Consider the following 18,638-nt stretch of genomic DNA (forward strand, 5'->3'; position numbering starts at 1 on the left):
GTTCCCGCGCCGCGGAAGAGAGACCGAAGCGAAACCTCCGGGGAAAATCCGGGACGCGCCCCCGGGAGACCCCAGGGGCGCGCGTCCGTCCTCCGGCGCCGTCTCCGGCCCGCCCTCAGGCGTCCCGTCGCTTCAGCACCAGGTAGCCGCCGAGCAGCGAGGCCGCCACCCACAGCAGCATGATCCCGAGCCCGCCCCACGGGCCGTACGGCGCCTTCTCCGAGCCCAGCGCGTCCGGCACCACCTGCATGATCTTGGAGCCGGCCTGGTCGGGGAAGTACCGGGCGACCTCCTTCGCCTTCGGCACCGCCGACAGGATCTGCGAGATCAGGAAGAAGAACGGCACCAGGATGCCGAGCGACAGCACCGTGGAGCGGAGCATCGCCGCCACGCCCATCGAGAAGACCGCGATCAGCCCCATGTAGATCCCGCCGCCGACCACCGCCCGCAGCACGTTGTCCGCGCCGATCGTCGTCCGGTGCTCGCCGAGCAGCGCCTGCCCGAGGAAGAACGACAGGAAGCTCGTCACCAGACCGACCAGGAGGGCCAGCGTCCCGGCCACCGCGACCTTGGAGAAGAGGAAGGTGGCCCGCTGGGGGACGGCGGCCAGCGAGGTGCGGATCATGCCCGAGGAGTACTCGGTCCCCACCACGAGCACGCCGAAGACCACCATCGCCAGCTGGCCCAGCACCATCCCGGAGAAGCTGACGAAGGTCGGGTCGAAGGTCGCCCGCTCCACCTCGGAGAGGTCGTCGAAGGTCGAGCTCAGGAGCGCCGAGAGCGCGGCGCCCATCGCCACCGTGACGAGCAGCGCGCTCGCCAGCGTCCAGACCGTCGACGAGACCGTCCGGATCTTGGTCCACTCGGACTGGAGGACCGCCGGTACCGCCGCCATGGATCAGACCCCCTCACCGGTCGGGCCGGCCCCCGGACCCCGGTCGGGGCCCCAGCCGGCGTTCGCGCCCCACGCGGGGCCGGGCGCGGCGGGCTCGCCGCCGTGCGTGTCCGTGCCGTGCGCGTGGTACTCCACCGCGCCCGCCGTCATCTGCATGAACGCCTCCTCCAGGGAGGCGCGCTGGGCGCTCAGCTCGTGCAGCGTCAGCCGGTGCTCCGCCGCCAGCTCGCCCAGCTCCTCGATCGGGGCCCCGTCCACCTCCAGGGTTCCGTTTCCGGCCTCGACCACCACGAATCCGCCCGCGTGCAGCACGTCCCGCAGCCGTTCCTGCTGCGGAGAGCGGAGCCGGACGAAACTCCGTGAATTCTGCTGGATGAAATCGGCCATCGACGTGTCGGCCAGCAGCTTTCCCTGCCCGATGACGATCAGATGATCGGCCGTCAGCGCCATTTCACTCATCAGATGGCTGGAGACGAAGATCGTTCTTCCTTCCGCCGCCAGCGACTTCATCAGATTGCGGATCCAGTGAATTCCCTCGGGGTCCAGACCATTGACGGGTTCGTCGAACATGAGGATCTCGGGATCACCCAGCAGCGCCGACGCGATCCCGAGCCGCTGGCCCATGCCGAGCGAGAATCCCTTCGACTTCTTCCGCGCCACCGCCGTCAGACCCACCAGGTCGAGCACCTCGCCCACCCGGCGCTCCGGGATCCGGTTCGACTGCGCCAGGCACAGCAGGTTGTGGTACGCCGACCGGCCCCCGTGCATCGCCTTGGCGTCGAGCAGCGCCCCGATGTACTTCAGCGGCTCGTCCAGCTCGCGGTAGTGCCGGCCGTCGATCCGCACCGTCCCGCTCGTCGGGTTGTCGAGATCGAGCATCATCCGCATCGTGGTCGACTTCCCCGCCCCGTTGGGCCCCAGGAAGCCGGTGATCATGCCCGGCCGGACCTGGAAGGAGAGATGATCGACCGCCGTCTTCGTCCCGTACCGTTTCGTCAGCCCGTCAAGCTCGATCATGCGTACCAAGCTAAGGGCGCGCGAAACCCCCCGCCACCGGAGTGACGGGGGGTTCGGAGGCCCGGCGGAAGGGGCTCAGCGGGTCTGCTGGGCGGGGACGCCCGCGGAGCGCTCCTCGTCCATCGGCGAGCCGGCCGCGGCCACCGCGGCACCGGTCAGCGTGGCCAGCATCTCGCGGACGTTGGTCAGCTGCGCGTTGATGGAGTCGCGGCGGTTGGTGAGCGCCGCCAGCTCGCGCTCCGATTCCGAGCGGATCCGGTCCGCCTTGGCGTTGGCGTCGGCCACGATGTCCTCGGCCTGGCGCTGCGCGGTCTCCACCGTCTGGCGGGCCCGGCGCTCGGCGTCCGTGCGGAGCTTCTCGGCCTCCAGGCGGAGCTGCTCGGCGCGGTGCTCGATCTCGGCGAGGCGCTTCTCCGCCTTGGCCTGACGGGAGGCCAGGTCGCGCTCGGACTGCTCGCGGCGCTTGGCCAGGTTGGTCTCGAAGTCCGCGGCGGCCTGGGCGGCCTTGGCGCGGGTCTCCTCGAAGAGGGCGTCCGCCTCCTCGCGCTTCGACTGCGCGTCCTTCTGCGCCTCGGCGCGCAGCGAGTTCGCCTCGCCCTGGGCCTTCTCGACGATCCGGACGCCCTCGTCCTCGGCCTTCGCCTTGCGCTCCGCCGCGAACGACTCCGCGTCGTTGCGCACCTGCTGGGCGGCCGACTCGGCCAGCTCGCGGTGCTGCTCGGCGGCGCGACGGGCCTCCTCGCGCAGGTCCTTCGCCTCCTCCTCGGCGAGCCGGAGGATCTTCTCGACGCGCGCGCCGAGACCGGCGTACGACGGCTCCGCGTCGCTCACCTGCGCCTGGGCGTTCTGCGTCTCGAGGTGGAGCTCCTCGATGCGCTTCTCCAGGGAGGTGATCCGGGCCAGAGCACTGTCACGGTCGGCGACGAGCTTGGTAATGCGGTCGTCCACCTGACCGCGGTCGTAACCACGCCGCACGAGCTCGAAGCCGAAGGGGGAGGAAGTGTCGCTCATGGGGTTCCTGTCGAATGAGACCGGTGAGGTGTTAGAGGGAATCCTAGGGGCCGAAGCGGCGTGTCATCGAGCGTATGCCCGTTTGATCTGGAGAATGTCCAGCCTTTTGAGTGGCTAGCCGTCCTGGGACTTGCCACCCGAACGAGTGGAACCCGAGGAAGCGCCCGCCTTGAGCCCGTCCTTCGCCCCCGCCGACGGAGTCTCGAAAGACTCCAACGCCTCCAGTACGTCCTGGACACGGGAGATCTCGGCATTGATGTCCGTACGACGACGGGTCAGGACCTCCAGCTCGCGCCGGCCCTCCTCGACCAGCCGCTCCGCTTCCGCCTCCGCCTCCGCCTTGATCCGCTCGGCCTCCGCGATCAGCGAACTCTTCTTCTGCTCCGCCTCCTTGAGGAGGGCGTCCGCCTTCCGCACGGCCGCGATCCGGACCTTGCTCGCCTCCGAACTCGCCTCCGAGACCATCTCCTTGGCCTTCTCCTCGGCCTCGGCCCGCTGCTCCTCGGCGGCCTTCACCAGCTTGTCGACGCGCTCGCCGGCCGTCTTCATCTGCTCGGCCGACTCGCGCCGCGCCCGCTCGTGCAGCTCCTCGATCTCCCCCTCGATCCGGCCCCGCAGCTCCTCGGCCCGCTCCCTTATGTCGGTGGCGTCCTTGCGGGCGCCGACCAGCAGCTCGTCCGCGTCCGTACGGGCCTTCTCCACCAGCGCGTTGCCCTCGACGGTCGCCTCGGCGACGATCCGCTCGGCCTCCTTGCGGGCCGCGCCGACCATGGTGTCCGCCTGGGTCTCCGCCTCGGCGGTGGCGCGCAGCGCCTCCTCCTGGGCCTTGGCGATCAGCTGGTCGGCCTGCTCGGCCGCGTCCGCCCGCTTCTTCGCGCCGGCCTCGCGGGCCTCGTCGAGGGTCCGGTCGGCCTCCGCGCGGGCCTCCGCGCGCATCTGCTCGGCCGCCGCCTCGGCGTCCTCCCGGAGCTTCGCCGACTCCCGGCGGATCCGCTCGGCGTCCTGACGGGCCGCCTCCAGCGCCTCGGCGCCGTCGGCCCGCAGCCGCTCGGCCTCCCCGGCCGCGTCGGCGAGGGTCCGCTCGGCCTCGGCGCGGGCGTCGGCGGTCACCGAGTCGGCCAGCTCGGCCGCCTCGTCGGTGATCCGGCCGGCCTCCGCCGTCGCCTCGCCGACCAGGGCGTCGGCCTGCTCGGCCGCGTCCTGACGGCGCTTGTCGGCGGCCTGCCGGGCCTCGTCCAGGATCTGCTCGGCGTCGGCCAGGGCGGCCGTGCGCAGGGCCTGCGCGTGCGCCTCGCCGTCGGTCTTGACCTGCTCGGCCTCGGTCCGCAGCCGGGTCGCGTCCCGCTCGGTGGTCTCCCACAGCTCGGCGGCCTCGGCAGTGATCCGCTCGGCCTCGGCGGTCGCCTCGCCGACCAGGGCGTCGGCCTGTTCGGCGGCGTCCTGGCGGCGCTTGTCGGCGGCCTGCCGGGCCTCGTCGAGGACCCGCTCCGCCTCCGCGCCGATCCGCTCGGCCTCGGCCGTCGCCTCGCCGACCACGCCCTCGGCCTTCTCGGCCGCCTCCGAACGGATCCGGTTGGCGTCGTCCCGGGCGTCCGCCCGGGTGCGGGCCGCGTCCTGCTCGGCGGAGGCCAGCGCGTCCGTCGCCTCGGTCCGCACCCGCTGCGCGTACTCGGCGGTGTCCGCGCGGAGCTTCTCCGCCTCCGCGATGGCGTCCCCGACCGTCCGCTCGGCCAGCGCCTTCGCGGCCTCGGACTCCTCCTGGGCACGCGCGCGCGTGCGGGCCGCGTCCTCCGACGCCCGCTCCCGCTCCTCGTACGCCTCGGCGCGGACCCGGTCCGCCTCCTCCTGCGCCTCGGTCCGGGTCCGCTCCGCCGCGTGCTCGGCGGCCGAACGCAGCCCGGCGATCTCCTCCTCGGCCTGCTCGCGCAGCCCGGCGACCGAGTCGCGGACCTCCTGCGCGGTCTGTTCGGCGGCACCGACCATCTCGGTCGCCCGCGCGTCGGCCTCCTCGACCAGGCGCTGCGCCTCGGCCTGCGCCTCCTCCACCCGCTTGCGGGCGGCGGCGAGCAGCTCCTCGGACTGCTCGCGGGCGTGCTCGCGCTCCCGGCCGGCCTCGGAACGGGCCGACTCCAGCGTCTCCTCGGCCTCCCGGCGGCGCCGGTTGGCCTCCTCCCGCGCGGCGGCCAGCGCCTCGGCGGCCTCGGCGGCGACCCGCTCGGCGGCGGCCGCGGCCTCCGCCCGCACCCGGTCGGCGGTCTCCTGCGCCTCCGACCGCAGCCGCTCGGCCTCGGTCTCGGCCTCGGAGGTGAGCCGCTGCGCGGTCGCCTCGGCCTCGGCGCGGGCCGCGGCGGCGTCCGCCGTGGCCTCGGTCCGCAGCCGCTCGGCCTCGGTCTCGGCCTGCTCCCGCAGCGTACGGATCCGCTCGGCGGCCTCCGACCGCAGCCGCTCGGTCTCCTCGGCGGCCTCGCGCCGCATCCGCTCGCCCTCGGCACGGGCGTCGGTCAGCTCCCGCCCCGCCGCGGCCACCTTCGCCTCGGCGTCGGCGTGCAGCCGGGCCAGCTCCTCGGCGGCCTCCGCCCGGCGGGCCTCGGCGGCCCGCTCGGCGTCCGCGCGTAGCCCCTCGGCGGCCTTCTCGGCGGCCTCCCGGACCGCCTCCGCCTGCTCCTCGGACTCGACGCGCAGCCGCTCGGCCTCCGCGCGGGTCCGCTCCAGGGTCTCCTCGGCCTGGGTCCGGAGCGTCTGGGCGCGCTCCATCGCCTCCGACCGGACCTTCTCGCTCTCCGCGCCGGCGTGGGTGCGCAGCTCGTCGGCGTCGGCCTTCGCCTTGGCCAGCAGCTCCTCGGCGGTCTTCGCCGCCTCCTCGATCTGCTGGAGCGCCTCGCGGCGGGCCTCGCCGCGGATCCGCTCGCCCTCGGCGATGGCCTCGGCGCGCAGCTGCTCGGCCTCGCCGCGCAGCCGCCGGGCCTCCTCCTGGAGCTCGACGGTCTTGGCCCGGTACTCCTTGGTGTCGTCCTTGGCCGAGCCGAGCAGCTCGTCGGCCTGCTCCTCGGCGCGCGAGCGCAGCCGGTCGGCCTCGGTCTCGGCCTCGCGGCGGATCCGCTCGGCCTCCTCGGCGGCCTTCCGGGTGGTCTCGGAGGCGTCCTCGGACGCCTTGCTCAGGATCTCCTCGGCGCTGCGGGCCGCCTTGGCGAGCGCCGCCGCCGAGTCCTCGGCCGCGGCGGTGCGGGCCTTCTCGGTGGCCTCGGCGACCAGCTTCTCGGAGTGCGCGGTCGCCTCGCGCAGCTTCTCCTCGGCCTCCGCCTTGAGGGCCTCGGCCTCCTTGGTGGCCTCGCCGACGAGGCGGGCGATCTCCGTCTTGGCGGTACGGGTGCGCTGCTCGTTGACGGAGTCGGCGGAGGCCAGCGTCTTCGCGGCGGCCTCCTTGGCCTCCGCGAGCGCCTTGTCGGCCTCGGCGCGGGCCTGCCGCAGCTTCTCCTCGGCCTCCTGCATCCGCTGCTCGGCGGCGCGGGACAGCTCGGCGGCCTGCCGACGGGCCTGGTCGGTCTCGGCGACGGCGGCGGTACGCAGCTGCTCGGCGTGGCCGGTGGCCTCCTGCGCCTGGGTGGAGGCGGCCGTCATCAGCCGCTCGGCGTCCTTGCGGGCGCGCAGCAGAATCGCTTCGGCCTCGGCGCGGGCGGCCTCCGCCTCGGCGCCGACGCGGCGGCCGGTCTCCTCGGTGAGGCGGGCGGCCTCGGCGCGGGCGGCGGCGAGCGACTGCTCGGCCTCGGCGCGGGCCTCGTCCATCAGCCGGCGGGCCTGCGCCTCGGTGCGGGCGCGCAGCTGCTCGGCCCAGGCCACGTTCTCGTTGACGTGGGCCTCGACGGTCTGGCGGCGCTCGTTCAGCTCCTGGTCGAGCTGCTGGCGGCGCTGGACGGCCTCGTTGTGCAGTTCGGCCTGGAGCCGGGCCTGGTGCTCGGCGTGCTCCTGGAGGATCCGCTGGGTCTGCGCCCGCGCCTCCCGGAGCTCCCGCTCGGCGTCCTGGCGGAGCTGCTCGGCCTGCGCCTGGGCGTTGCGCAGCAACTGCTCGGCCTGGTAGCCGATGTCCGCGCTGTCGTAGGCGGGCCGGGACGCGATGGTGCGGCGCGCCTCGTGGAGCTTGGCACGCAAGACCTCGACCTGGTAACCGAGGTCCTCGGCGTGCTGGACGGCCTTCTCTCGCTCCTTCTTCAGCCGGTCCATCTCGGCTTCGAACCGCGAGAGATGGTCGTCTTCAGCTCGGTGGCTCTCCTGGCGTTCGTAGCCCCGCACTGCGCGGTCCATCCTTCCCCGAGCTCCGCGAGCGGGGCAGACCCCAACCCTGGTCGCTACATTCCGACGAGCACCGTTCACCGGACAGAACGGCCCCCCCGGGGAATCGTGGCAGATCGGACGACCCCGACATCCCGACTACGGCGCCGCGCGAAGCGGCCCCGACCGGCCCCGGCCCGGAGTCGCCCACTCTACCGGGCCGGGAATACGGAGGTCAGTGCTCCACTGAGGAGTGGTCAGCGGAGGTGACCAGTTCGGTCAGGACGCCGTGGCAGTCCTTGGGGTGGAGGAAGGTGATCCGGGAGCCCATGGAACCGGTCCGGGGCTCGTCGTAGAGGACCCGGACGCCCTTGCCGCGGATGGCCTCGGCGTCCCCGTCGACGTCGGCGGTGCCGAAGGCGATGTGGTGGACGCCCTCGCCGTTCTTGGCCAGCCACTTGCCGACCGCGGAGTCCTCCCGGGTGGGCTCCAGGAGCTGGAGGTAGGAGGCCCCGCCGTCGTCGGTGGCGTTGATCCTCAGCATGGCCTCGCGGACGCCCTGCTCCTCGTTGACCTCGGAGTGGTAGACCTCGAAGCCGTACGTGGCACGGTAGAACTCGACGGTCCTGTCCAGGTCGAAGCAGGCGATCCCGATGTGGTCGATACGCGTCAGCATGGCTCCAGTGCACCCCCGCCGGGATGGTTACGCAACGTGCGCGCCGTCACACCGGCAGGCCGGTGACCTCGCCCCGCACCGCTCAGTACATTGGCGGTAAACCCTCGTTCACTCCTCATCCCAAGGGGCCGTGCCTCATGTCTGGAACGACCGGTACCACCTCAGTGATCGTCGCGGGCGCCCGCACGCCCATGGGTCGCCTGCTCGGCTCGCTCAAGTCCTTCTCCGGCGCCGACCTGGGCGGCTTCGCCATCAAGGCCGCCCTGGACCGGGCCGGCATCGGCGGCGACCAGGTGCAGTACGTGATCATGGGCCAGGTGCTCCAGGCGGGCGCCGGGCAGATCCCCGCCCGCCAGGCCGCCGTCAAGGCCGGCATCCCGATGAACGTCCCCGCCCTCACCATCAACAAGGTGTGCCTCTCCGGCCTGGACGCCATCGCGCTCGCCGACCAGCTCATCCGCGCCGGTGAGTTCGACGTGATCGTCGCCGGCGGCCAGGAGTCCATGACCAACGCCCCGCACCTGCTGCCCAAGTCCCGCGAGGGCTACAAGTACGGCGCGATCGAGATGCTCGACGCGATGGCGTACGACGGCCTCACGGACGCCTTCGAGTCCATCGCGATGGGCGAGTCCACCGAGAAGCACAACACCCGCCTCGGCATCGACCGCGCCTCCCAGGACGAGATCGCCGCGCTGTCGCACCAGCGCGCCGCCGCCGCCCAGAAGAACGGCGTCTTCGAGGCCGAGATCACCCCGGTCGAGATCCCGCAGCGCAAGGGCGACCCGGTGATCTTCTCGAAGGACGAGGGCGTCCGCGCCGAGACCACCGTCGAGTCCCTCGGCAAGCTCCGCCCGGCCTTCACCAAGGACGGCACCATCACCGCCGGCACCTCCTCGCAGATCTCCGACGGCGCCGCCGCCGTGGTCGTGATGAGCAAGGCCAAGGCGGAGGAGCTGGGCCTGGAGTGGATCGCCGAGATCGGCGCCCACGGCAACGTGGCCGGCCCGGACAACTCGCTCCAGTCGCAGCCGTCCAACGCGATCAACCACGCCCTGAAGAAGGAGGGCCTGACCGTCGACGACCTCGACCTGATCGAGATCAACGAGGCCTTCGCCGCGGTCGCCGTGCAGTCCATGAAGGACCTCGGCGTGTCCCCGGAAAAGGTGAACGTCAACGGTGGCGCCATCGCGCTCGGCCACCCGATCGGCATGTCCGGCGCCCGCGTGGTGCTCCACCTCGCCCTGGAGCTCAAGCGGCGCGGCGGCGGTGTCGGCGCGGCCGCGCTCTGCGGCGGCGGCGGTCAGGGCGACGCCCTGATCATCAAGGTCACCGGCAAGTAAGCACCTCTGACAGGAGAACGCAGCATGGTGGACGTCCCCGCTCTCGTCGCCCAGGCACGGGAAGGCCGGCCGCGGGCCGTGGCCCGGCTGATCTCGCTGGTGGAGGGGGCGTCCCCGCAGCTGCGCGAGGTGATGGCGGCGCTGGCCCCGCTGACCGGCAACGCCTACGTGGTGGGCCTGACCGGTTCGCCCGGGGTCGGCAAGTCCACGTCGACCTCGGCGCTGGTGGCCGCGTACCGCCGGGCCGGCAAGCGGGTCGGCGTGCTCGCCGTCGACCCGTCCTCGCCGTTCAGCGGCGGAGCCCTCCTCGGCGACCGGGTGCGGATGTCGGACCACGCCTCCGACCCGGGCGTCTACATCCGCTCGATGGCCACCCGCGGCCACCTGGGCGGTCTCGCCTGGGCCGCCCCGCAGGCCATCCGGGTGCTCGACGCGGCCGGCTGCGACGTGATCCTGGTGGAGACCGTCGGCGTCGGCCAGTCCGAGGTGGAGATCGCGGGCCAGGCCGACACCTCGGTGGTGCTGCTCGCCCCGGGCATGGGCGACGGGATCCAGGCCGCGAAGGCGGGCATCCTGGAGATCGGCGACGTGTACGTGGTCAACAAGGCGGACCGGGACGGCGCCGACGCCACGGCCCGCGAGCTCAACCACATGCTGGGCCTCGGCGAGGCCCGCGGTCCCGGCGACTGGCGGCCGCCGATCGTGAAGACGGTCGCGGCCCGCGGCGAGGGCGTCGACGAGGTCGTGGAGGCGCTGGAGAAGCACCGGGCCTGGATGGAGGAGCACGGGGTCCTGGCGGAGCGCCGGAAGGCCCGCGCGGCCCGCGAGGTGGAGACCATCACCATCACGGCGCTGCGCGAGCGGATCGGCGACCTGCACGGGGACCGGCGGCTCGACGCGCTGGCCGAGCGCATCGCGACCGGCGCGCTCGACCCGTACGCGGCCTCCGACGAGCTCCTGGCGAGCCTGACCGGCAACTGACCCGCCGGACGACGGAGAAGGGCCTCCCCGCGCCGGGGAGGCCCTTCTTCCGCACATCCGTCAGGTCACGGCTTGCCGCGCTTGCCGCGCAGCCGCTCGGCGACCGGCTTCAGCGACTCGTGGAGGTCGCCGAGCGCCTCCGGGGTGAGCCGGTCGATGAAGTGGTCGCGGACCGACTCCACGTGGTGCGGGGCGACCTTGCGCATGGTCTCCATGCCGTGGTCGGTGAGGACCGCGTAGAGGCCGCGCCGGTCGGACTCGCAGTTCATCCGCTCGACCAGGCCCGCGTTCTCCATCCGGGTGATCTGGTGCGAGAGGCGGCTCTTGGACTGCAGGGTGGCCGCCGCCAGGTCGCTCATGCGCAGCCTGCGCTCGGCGGATTCCGAGAGGTTGACGAGGATCTCGTAGTCGTTCATCGTCAGCCCGAAGGGCTGGAGGTCGCGCTCCAGCTGGTGCGTCAGCATTCTCTGGACGTCGAGGAAGGTGCGCCACGCGCACTGCTCGGCGTCGGTGAGCCAGGGAGTGGCCGTCTCGGTGTCCATGAGTGGATTCTACCTAAGAAGTTGAATACTTGACGAAATCTGCGGGGTGACGCTCGGCACCCGCCGTGCCGGCCGCGCGCCCCGCGCGGCCGTTCGACGCGTCACGCTCCGCAGACTACCGCTCACAGCCCGAAGCGCCGCTGCAGGTCCCCGAGCTGGCCGGGAAGACGCGGTACCGAACCCGGGACGCCCTGGCCCGAACCGTGCGCACCGCCCGGCACCCCGGCCTGGGCCGGCGGGGCACCGGCGGGACGCTCCGCCATCAGCAGCTCCGTCGACTGGAGCAGCACCGTCCCCGCCCCGACGAACTCGAACTGGTGCTCCTCGCCCGAGGAGCCCCCGATCCCCGTCAGGGCCCGGACGCCGCCCATCACGCCCGTCAGGTAGGCGTGGTCGTAATGGTGACAGGGGGAGGGGCAGTCCGCCCAGCCGACCAGCGCCTGCGGGTCCACCCGCAGCGGCGGCTCCATGAAGACCACCGGCCCGTTAGACGCCGCCACGAACTTCCCCGTGCCGATCAGCGTCACGAACCCGGGCACGATCGACTGCTTCAGCGCCAGCGTCGGCTGGTAGGCCAGCAGGTTCCCCGACCGGATCGTCAGATTGCCCTCGTCCAGGTCGTACGAGTTCACGTCGAAGGCCCGGTCCGCGAGCAGCATCTTCCCGGTGCCCTCGGCCACCACCCAGTCGCTCGCGTGCAGCGGCGAGTGGAAGGCCGTCCGCACCAGCCGGTCCAGCCGGCCGTGCCCGATCCCGTTGAACTCGATCCGCCCGTAGTAGGCGATCATCTTCCCCTTCTGGAGGAACCAGGGGGAGCCCTTCAGCTCGACGCAGAAGGTGTACGCGTTGACGTTGTCGTCCGACGGCAGGGTGTGCGGATCGTGGATGACAGGGGTGCTCACAGCTTCTCCTCCGACGCCTGGACGTACACCGCGCCGCTGCCGCTCAGCTCCAGCTGGAACGCCTCGCCCGAGCCGCGGCCCACCATGTCCCGCCAGCCCAGCGCCGCCGAGAGCTTGTTGCGCACGTCGCCGTGGTGCGCCACGTACGCCTGCGGGTCGACGTGGACCGGGCGGCCCGGCGCGATCGGCAGCTCGATCACCCCGCCGTGCGCCATGACCGCCACCGAGCCGTGGCCCTTGAGGGTGGTGGTGAAGAGCCCCTGGCCGGTCACCTGGCCGCGGACCATGCCCATCACCCCGCCCTGCGAGCCCATGAACATGGTGCCCTGCTCCAGGGTGCCGTCGAAGGCGAGCAGCCGGTCCGCCTCCACGTACAGGGTGTCGCCGGTCAGCGCGATCACCTGGATGTGGTGGCCCCCGTGCCCGAACATCACCGTGCCGCTGCCCTCGACGGTCATCAGCGGCGTCGCCTCGCCGGCCACCCGGCGGCCGATCATCGACATCAGGCCGCCCTGGCCGCCGGCCATGTTCGGCGTGAACGTGACGTCCCCGCGGTACGCCAGCATGGCGCCGCGCTGGCTGAAGAGGCGCTGCCCGGGGACGACGGTCGCCTCGACCATCTTCGAGTTGATCTCCCGGAACGGCATCAGACCGCACCCCCTTCGTTCGCTTCTCCGCCCGCGCGGCTCAGAGGCGCGGCCGTCGTCGTCGCCTGCGGGCCGGTGGCCGCGCGTGCGTCGCTCACAGCTCACCCCCGATCGTGTTCCGCTCGCTCGGCTGCACGTAGACGAGCCCGTCGCCCTCGAAGCGGATCTGGAAGGCCTCGCCGCCGCCCTCGCCGATCAGGGTGCGGAAGGTCACGCCCGACTGGAAGTGCTGCTGGAGGTTTCCCTGGTGGGCCACGTACGCGCCGGGGTCCACCGACAGCGGGTACTGCGGGGTCACCCGGAGCACCGTCGCCGGGCCGTCGGACATGATGGCCGCCTGGCCGGTGCCCTCCACCGTGGTGGTGAAGAGGCCGTTGCCGGTCGCGCCGCCGCGCATGCCCGTGAAGGACGTGCCGGTGCGCAGCCCCGCGTCGGCGCAGAGCAGGTTGCTCGCCTCGACCCACAGCTTGTCGCCGTGCAGCTGGACGAGGTTGATCTCGGAGGCCCGGTCGGCGAACCAGCAGGTCCCCTGGCCCTTGACCTCCATCACCTCCATCTGTTCGCCGGTCAGCCGGCGGGTGACCATGCCGCGCAGGCCCTCACCGCCGCCGCTCATCTTCTTGAACGCCATCTGCCCGTCGTAGGCGACCATCGAGCCGTTCTTCGCCTTGACGGCGTCGCCGGTCATCGTCACGGCGAGCACCTTGCTGCCTTGGAGTCGGAACGTAGCCACCGCTCGAAGGTAGCGGGGACCCGGTTAAAGGGACTGCAAAGTCGCCGTGCACAATGGACTCGCCCACCCCTTGTGCATCCGTTCACAAGATCGCGCTCCTGCTCGAACGAAGGTGATCCCTCCGTGGACCTCAAGACCGCTTCCTCGCTGCACCGCCTCCGGCTCGTCTCCGCGCCCGAGGCCGTCTCGTTCCTGCTCCTGCTGGTCTGCTCGGTGCTCAAGCGGACCACGGACTTCAACGCGGTGCCGGTGATGGGCGCCGTCCACGGCGTGCTCTTCGTCCTCTACGTGCTCTTCTGGCTGGACGCCTGGAACCGCACCAAGTGGAGCTTCGGCACCGCCGCCGTCTACTTCGTCCTCTCGGTGATCCCCTTCGGCGGCTTCTTCGCCGACCGCAAGCTGAAGGCCGAGGCCGAGGCCGCCGTCATCGCCTCCCGCGCCCGCGCCGAGGCCGCCGAGGGCGCGGTGAAGGCGTGATCGTCGCGTTCTCCGTCACTCCGCTCGGCGTCGGCGAGGAGGTCGGCGAGTACGTCGCCGACGCCGTCCGCGTCGTCCGGGAGTCCGGGCTGCCGAACCGCACCGATGCCATGTTCACGTCCATCGAGGGGGAGTGGGACGAGGTCATGGACGTCGTGAAGCGGGCGGTCGCCGCCGTCGAGGCGCGCGCCCCGCGCGTCTCCCTCGTCCTCAAGGCCGACGTCCGGCCCGGCGTCACCGACGGCCTCACCGCCAAGGTCGAGACGGTCGAGCGCCACCTGGCCGGCTGAACCCGAGCCGCCCCGAGCCCCCGGTCCATCGCCGGGGGCTTCTCGGTTCCCACCAGCGCTTTGAGCGAATGATCGCCATCGGTTAACGTCCTCCTTGAGCAGTCGCTCAAGACGGGAGGAAGGCCGGGACGCGTCCACGGCCCGCTCCCGATCCCGGCCGTCGCCGGGGCCGGTGTCTCCGCGGGGGAGCGCCACCGGTCCGGCGGCGGCCGGAGCCGCGCCGGGGCCGGGGGGCCCGCGCGCCGGGAGGGGCGGGACGGGCCCGCGGGCGAGAGGGGCGGGGCGTGAGCCGGGAGACGAAGGCGCGGGACGCCAAGGGGCGGGAGACCCGCGAGAAGCTGCTGGACGGCGCCCTGCGGAGCCTCGTCGAGCACGGCATCGCCGGGACCTCGGCCCGGTCCGTCGCGGCCGCCGCCGGGGTCAACCAGGCCCTCGTCTTCTACCACTTCGGCTCCGTCGACGACCTCCTCGCCGCCGCCTGCCGGCGCGGCGCCGAGCAGCGGGTGGCCCGCCACCGCGACCGGCTCCGGGCCGTCACCGGCCTGACCGAGCTGCTCGCCTTCGGGCGGGCGATGCACGAGGAGGAACGGGACGCCGGCCACGTCGCCGTCCTCGCCCAGCTCCTCGCCGGCGCCCAGACCCACCCCCGGCTCGCCCCCGCCACCGCCGCCGGCCTCGACCTGTGGGCCGAGGAGATCGAGCGGGTCCTCCGGCGGGTGCTCGCCGGGACCCCGCTGGACGGGATCGCCGACCCCGCGGGACTCGCCCGCGCCGTCGCCGCCTCCTTCGTCGGCCTCGAATTGTACGAGGGCGTCGACCCCGAGGGGGCCGAGGCCGCCCTCACCGCCCTGGAGCAACTCGGCGCGCTGCTCGCCGCCGTGGAGGAGCTGAACCCGGTCGCGCGGAAGGCCGTCGCGTACACGCTGCGTCGATCGGGTGGACGCGGGCGCTAGAGCACCCTCACTCGGAGTACTCCAGTCGACACGCCGGACGATCTCCCCTTTCGTGGGGATATCGACCCGATCGACGACAGCTGGAGGCACCGTGCGGCCGGGAGGCTACGACTACGACACCTACAGCCGACTCGCCGGTCCCCTCACGGAACCGGACACGGCGGCGTACCAGGTGCGGTACACGAGTCTGCTCTCCAAGGAGCCGCACCGAATACGAGCCGTCCTCCTCATGGCCCTCGCGCCGCTGCTCTCCGCGGTGCTCCTGGCCTACCTGGTCTGGCCCAGCCACTGGACCGTCCGCGAGGGCGACGACGCCTGGCGGGTGCCGTACGACACCGTGATGCTCGTGTCGATCGGCCTCATCTGCCTCTTCATGCTGGTGAACGTCTCCTCGATCGCCCACGCCACCATGGTCGCCCGCGACCCCGTCCCCGTGTACCCCGAGAAGGGCACCCGGGTCGCCTTCCTCACCACGTACGTGCCCGGCAAGGAACCCCTCGCCATGGTCCGGGCCACCCTGGAGGCCGCCGTCCGCCTCCGGCACGACGGCATCCTGCACGTCTGGCTCCTCGACGAGGGAGACAGCGACGAGGCCAAGGCGCTCTGCGCCGAACTCGGCGTCCGCCACTTCACCCGCGCCGGCGTGCCCGAGTGGAACCGCGCGAAGGGCCCGCACAAGGCGAAGACCAAGCACGGCAACTACAACGCCTGGCTCGCCCGGCACGGCGACGCCTACGACTACTTCGCCTCCGTCGACACCGACCACGTCCCGCTCCCGAACTTCCTGGAGCGGATGCTCGGCTACTTCCGCGACCCCGACGTCGCCTTCGTCGTCGGACCGCAGGTCTACGGCAACTACACCGGCGCCGTCACCAAGGCCGCCGAGTCCCAGCAGTTCCTCTTCCACGCCCTCATCCAGCGCGCCGGCAACCGCTACCGCGCCCCCATGTTCGTCGGCACCAACAACGTCGTCCGGATCGCCGCCCTGAAGCAGATCGGCGGCCTGTACGACTCCATCACCGAGGACATGGCCACCGGCTTCGAACTGCACCGCCGCAAGAACCCGGTCACCGGCCGGTACTGGCGCTCCGTCTACACCCCCGACGTCCTCGCCGTCGGCGAGGGCCCCGAGTCCTGGACCGACTTCTTCACCCAGCAGCTCCGCTGGTCCCGGGGGACGTACGAGACGATCCTCAAGCAGTCCTGGAAGGCGCCGTTCACCATGCCTCCCGGCCGCCTCCTCAACTACGCGCTGATGCTCGTCTACTACCCCATGACGGCCGTCAACTGGCTGCTCGGCATCCTCAGTTGCGTCCTCTACCTGTGGCTCGGCGCCTCCGGCACCCAGGTCTCCTCCCAGGTCTGGCTGATGATCTACAGCGACGCCGTCGCCCTCCAGATCGGCCTCTACCTCTGGAACCGCCGCCACAACGTCTCCCCGCACGAACCCGAGGGCTCCGGCGGCCTCGCCGGCATGGTGATGTCCGCGCTCTCCGCGCCCGTCTACCTCAGGTCCCTCGGCTCCGCGCTGCTGCGCACCCGCGGCCGCTTCGTCGTCACCCCCAAGGGCGGCGCCGCCAGCCCCGACCGCGTCCTCACCTTCCGCATCCACCTCTTCTGGGCGGCCGTCCTCATCGCCTCCCTGGTGGCCTCGGTCCGCTACGACCACACCCACGCGGCCATGCGCACCTGGGCGGTCCTCGCCCTCGTCATCGCGCTCGCCCCGGTCGCCGTCTGGGCCTTCACGTGCCTGCGCGACCGGCGGGCCCGCGCGGTCCGCGCCCGGGCCCGCGCCCGGACCCGGGAGCGCCGCCTCGCCGTCGCCCGCGCCGGGATCGAGCTGCGCGCCGTACCGCCGCTGCCGCAGTTCCCGCCGCTGCCCCCGCACCCGCCCGCGACCACCGCGCCCACGACGACCGGAGGGAACTGATCCATGGCCTACCGGCCGTCCAAGAAGTTCAAGAAGACCCTGCTCGGCAGCGGCGCCGTCCTCGTCCTCGCGGCGCTCAACGCCCCCGCCGCCGTCTCCTTCGCCACGGAGAAGTACCACGCCTACAAGATCGCCCAGCCGGAGTACAAGAAGCGGTACGGCTCCTGGGGCGGCGTCTCCGTCCCCGACGGGGCCCGGATCAACGCCATCCACGCGGCCCTCCTGCACACCGGCAAGGTGCTGCTGATCGCCGGCTCCGGCAACAACCAGAAGAACTTCGACGCCGGGACCTTCGACACCGTCCTGTGGGACCCGGTGAGGAACACCTTCAAGAAGGTCCCCACCCCCGAGGACTTCTTCTGCGCCGGCCACAGCCAACTCCCCGACGGGCGGCTCCTGGTGGCCGGCGGCACCGCCCGCTACGAGGTCCTCGACGGCGGCGTGAAGAAGGCCGGCGGCGGGATGCGGGTCAAGAACGAGTCCCCCGACAAGGCCGTCACGCTGAAGAAGGGCACCCGCTTCCGCTCCCCGTCCGGCGTCGAGTACGTCACCACCACCGACGTCACCGTCCCCAAGGCGAAGCGCGAGTTCGAGATCTCGTACTTCAAGAGCGGCCAGATGAAGCCGTGGCGGACCAAGGTCACCGCGGCCGAGGCCCGCGTCTTCGTCGAGGCCGTCGAGGAGGGCCCGCGGGGCCTCACCACCCAGGCCGCCCAGTACGAGGTCGTCGGCCTCAAGGGCAAGGACGCCGACAACGTCTACGGCCTCGCCCAGAAGCTCACCACCGAGAAGCAGGACTTCCAGGGCATCAAGGCCGCCTACGAGTTCGACCCCAAGGCGGAGAAGTACGTCCCGGTCGCCCCCATGAAGGACGCCCGCTGGTACCCCACCCTCGTCGGCCTCCAGGACGGCAAGGTCCTCGCCGTCTCCGGCCTCAACGACGTCGGCGACGTCGTCCCCGGCGACAACGAGATCTACGACCCCAAGACCAAGAAGTGGTCCAAGGGCCCCTTCCGCTACTTCCCCACCTACCCCTCGCTCTTCCTCACCAAGGGCGGCAAGCTCCTCTACACCGGCTCCAACGCCGGCTACGGGCCCGCCGAGAAGGGCCGCGAACCGGGCCTGTGGGACCTGAGGACCAACACCTTCACCAAGCTGTCCGGGCTCAGCGACCCCGACCAGCTGGAGACCTCCGCCTCCCTGATCCTGCCCCCGGCCCAGGCCCAGAAGGTCATGGTGCTCGGCGGCGGCGGGGTCGGCGAGTCCGCCAAGTCCACCGCCCGCACCGCCGTCGTCGACCTGGGCAGCGACAACCCCGTCTTCCGGGACGGGCCCGCCCTCCCGCAGGGCACCCGCTACCTCAGCAGCGTCCTGCTCCCCGACGACACCGTCTTCACCACCGGCGGCTCCCGCGACTACCGCGGCCGCGGCGGCAGCGACATCCTCAAGGCCCAGTTCTACGACCCCGCCACCAACGCCTTCGCGGCGGCGGCCGACCCCACCGTCGGCCGCAACTACCACTCGGAGGCGCTGCTGCTGCCCGACGGACGGGTCGCCACCTTCGGCTCCGACCCGCTCTTCGGCGACAAGGACAACACCAAGCTCGGCACCTTCGAGCAGCGCATCGAGGTCTTCACCCCGCCCTACCTGCACAAGGCGGGCGCCGACCGGCCGGTGCTCGGCGAGGGGCCGCGGGAGCTCGACCGGAACGGCCGCGCCACCTTCAAGACCAAGGACGCCGGGCGGATCGCCAAGGCCCGGCTCATGCGGCCCAGCGCCGTCACCCACACCACCGACGTCGAGCAGCGCTCGGTGGCCGTGGACCTGACGAAGGGCAAGGACGGCCTGACCGTCACCGTGGACGTGCCCGACGACCGCACCCTCGTCCCGCCCGGCTGGTACATGCTCTTCGTCACCGACCGGGACGGCATCCCGTCCGAGGCCAAGTGGATCCAGGTGGGGGAGGGGTGACGGCTCC

Annotated in this window: 16 protein-coding genes; 7 read left to right on the forward strand and 9 right to left on the reverse strand. The window is 72.3% G+C overall.

Going from position 1 to position 18,638, the window contains the following annotated elements; genetic code table 11:
* Window positions 1–115: 115 nt before the first annotated feature.
* The 5 genes from AB0E83_RS05285 to mce all read right to left on the reverse strand — a co-directional run bounded on the left by AB0E83_RS05285 (window position 116) and on the right by mce (window position 7,865).
* Window positions 116–895 carry an ABC transporter permease gene (locus tag AB0E83_RS05285; RefSeq protein ID WP_362106151.1) on the reverse strand — a complete coding sequence of 260 codons (780 nt, stop codon included), beginning with the start codon at window positions 893–895 and terminating at the stop codon, window positions 116–118.
* Window positions 896–898: 3 nt separating this feature from the next.
* The gene (locus tag AB0E83_RS05290) at window positions 899–1,912 is read right to left on the reverse strand and encodes an ABC transporter ATP-binding protein (RefSeq protein WP_362106153.1); all 1,014 of its coding nucleotides are present in this window, start codon (window positions 1,910–1,912) and stop codon (window positions 899–901) included.
* Between the two features lie 75 nt (window positions 1,913–1,987).
* Window positions 1,988–2,923, reverse strand: a complete 936-nt coding sequence (locus tag AB0E83_RS05295) for a cellulose-binding protein (protein ID WP_362106156.1) — start codon at window positions 2,921–2,923, stop codon at window positions 1,988–1,990.
* Between the two features lie 114 nt (window positions 2,924–3,037).
* Window positions 3,038–7,210: a polarized growth protein Scy gene (gene scy / locus AB0E83_RS05300; RefSeq protein WP_362106290.1), complete on the reverse strand. Its 4,173-nt coding sequence runs from the start codon at window positions 7,208–7,210 to the stop codon at window positions 3,038–3,040.
* Between the two features lie 214 nt (window positions 7,211–7,424).
* A complete protein-coding gene (mce, locus tag AB0E83_RS05305) occupies window positions 7,425–7,865 on the reverse strand; it encodes a methylmalonyl-CoA epimerase (protein WP_362106158.1) in 441 nt (146 codons plus the stop codon).
* 137 nt (window positions 7,866–8,002) lie between these two features.
* Here mce and AB0E83_RS05310 point away from each other — a divergent pair, with 137 nt between their 5' ends.
* The gene (locus AB0E83_RS05310) at window positions 8,003–9,205 is read left to right on the forward strand and encodes an acetyl-CoA C-acetyltransferase (RefSeq protein ID WP_362106161.1); all 1,203 of its coding nucleotides are present in this window, start codon (window positions 8,003–8,005) and stop codon (window positions 9,203–9,205) included.
* Window positions 9,206–9,229: 24 nt separating this feature from the next.
* Window positions 9,230–10,186, forward strand: a complete 957-nt coding sequence (gene meaB / locus AB0E83_RS05315; RefSeq protein ID WP_362106164.1) for a methylmalonyl Co-A mutase-associated GTPase MeaB — start codon at window positions 9,230–9,232, stop codon at window positions 10,184–10,186.
* A gap of 65 nt (window positions 10,187–10,251) precedes the next feature.
* Here the strand turns inward: meaB and AB0E83_RS05320 are convergent, their stop codons facing one another.
* The 4 genes from AB0E83_RS05320 to AB0E83_RS05335 form a co-directional block, all read right to left on the reverse strand.
* On the reverse strand, window positions 10,252–10,728 hold the full coding sequence (locus tag AB0E83_RS05320; RefSeq protein WP_362106167.1) for a MarR family transcriptional regulator: 477 nt from the start codon (window positions 10,726–10,728) through the stop codon (window positions 10,252–10,254).
* Window positions 10,729–10,850: 122 nt separating this feature from the next.
* Window positions 10,851–11,630 carry an AIM24 family protein gene (locus AB0E83_RS05325; RefSeq protein WP_362106170.1) on the reverse strand — a complete coding sequence of 260 codons (780 nt, stop codon included), beginning with the start codon at window positions 11,628–11,630 and terminating at the stop codon, window positions 10,851–10,853.
* Window positions 11,627–12,277: an AIM24 family protein gene (locus AB0E83_RS05330; protein ID WP_362106173.1), complete on the reverse strand. Its 651-nt coding sequence runs from the start codon at window positions 12,275–12,277 to the stop codon at window positions 11,627–11,629. Before AB0E83_RS05330 ends, AB0E83_RS05325 begins: the two co-directional genes overlap by 4 nt.
* A 94-nt stretch (window positions 12,278–12,371) precedes the next feature.
* Window positions 12,372–13,010 (reverse strand): AIM24 family protein, encoded by a 639-nt coding sequence (locus tag AB0E83_RS05335; protein WP_362106176.1) that lies wholly within the window; start codon window positions 13,008–13,010, stop codon window positions 12,372–12,374.
* A 123-nt stretch (window positions 13,011–13,133) separates the two neighbouring features.
* Between AB0E83_RS05335 and AB0E83_RS05340 the strand changes: the two genes are divergently transcribed.
* The 5 genes from AB0E83_RS05340 to AB0E83_RS05360 all read left to right on the forward strand — a co-directional run bounded on the left by AB0E83_RS05340 (window position 13,134) and on the right by AB0E83_RS05360 (window position 18,631).
* Window positions 13,134–13,487, forward strand: coding sequence for a DUF3817 domain-containing protein (locus AB0E83_RS05340; protein ID WP_362106179.1), 354 nt, complete (start codon window positions 13,134–13,136; stop codon window positions 13,485–13,487).
* Window positions 13,484–13,777, forward strand: a complete 294-nt coding sequence (locus AB0E83_RS05345; RefSeq protein WP_189847976.1) for an MTH1187 family thiamine-binding protein — start codon at window positions 13,484–13,486, stop codon at window positions 13,775–13,777. Before AB0E83_RS05340 ends, AB0E83_RS05345 begins: the two co-directional genes overlap by 4 nt.
* Window positions 13,778–14,061: 284 nt before the next feature.
* Complete coding sequence (locus tag AB0E83_RS05350; protein WP_362106182.1) at window positions 14,062–14,730, forward strand: TetR family transcriptional regulator; 669 nt, start codon at window positions 14,062–14,064, stop codon at window positions 14,728–14,730.
* A gap of 91 nt (window positions 14,731–14,821) precedes the next feature.
* Window positions 14,822–16,660 (forward strand): cellulose synthase catalytic subunit, encoded by a 1,839-nt coding sequence (locus AB0E83_RS05355; protein ID WP_362106185.1) that lies wholly within the window; start codon window positions 14,822–14,824, stop codon window positions 16,658–16,660.
* Window positions 16,661–16,663: 3 nt separating this feature from the next.
* Window positions 16,664–18,631 (forward strand): kelch motif-containing protein, encoded by a 1,968-nt coding sequence (locus AB0E83_RS05360; RefSeq protein ID WP_362106188.1) that lies wholly within the window; start codon window positions 16,664–16,666, stop codon window positions 18,629–18,631.
* Window positions 18,632–18,638 lie beyond the last annotated feature (7 nt).

The organism is Streptomyces sp. NPDC035033 (assembly GCF_040636735.1).
Lineage (GTDB): Bacteria > Actinomycetota > Actinomycetes > Streptomycetales > Streptomycetaceae > Streptomyces.